This is a genomic window from Streptococcus mitis (genome assembly GCF_946188585.1).
In the GTDB taxonomy this organism is placed as follows: domain Bacteria; phylum Bacillota; class Bacilli; order Lactobacillales; family Streptococcaceae; genus Streptococcus; species Streptococcus mitis_DG.
Genome location: NZ_CAMHVI010000023.1, coordinates 1 through 329, shown reverse-complemented (window position 1 = coordinate 329; position 329 = coordinate 1). Strand labels below are relative to the sequence as shown.

Genomic DNA, 329 nt, shown 5'->3' with positions numbered 1-329 from the left:
ACTTTGCCACTTGGTAATTCAACCGTTACCTTAACTGGATCCTTCTTACCTGGAGTTGTCAAGTCTGGAATGTTTTCTACATTTGTTACTTTTCCACCTTCTGGAATCTTGATGCCTTTTGTGTAATCCTCTGGTGTTAATGGGGTAGAGGTGACTGGTGTCTCAATCTCTTTAACAGGTGTTACATTAACTGGAACTTCTACTGTGACTACTTTACCATTTGGTAATTCAACCGTTACCTTAACTGGATCTTTCTTACCTGGAGTTGTCAAGTCTGGAATGTTTTCTACATTTGTTACTTTTCCACCTTCTGGAATCTTGATGCCTTT

General features: G+C 39.2%; 1 protein-coding gene. It reads right to left on the bottom strand.

Annotated elements, in window-relative coordinates:
* Window positions 1–329: Rib/alpha-like domain-containing protein (locus tag N8M66_RS09295; RefSeq protein ID WP_261047224.1), on the bottom strand; the 329-nt coding region annotated here is incomplete at both ends.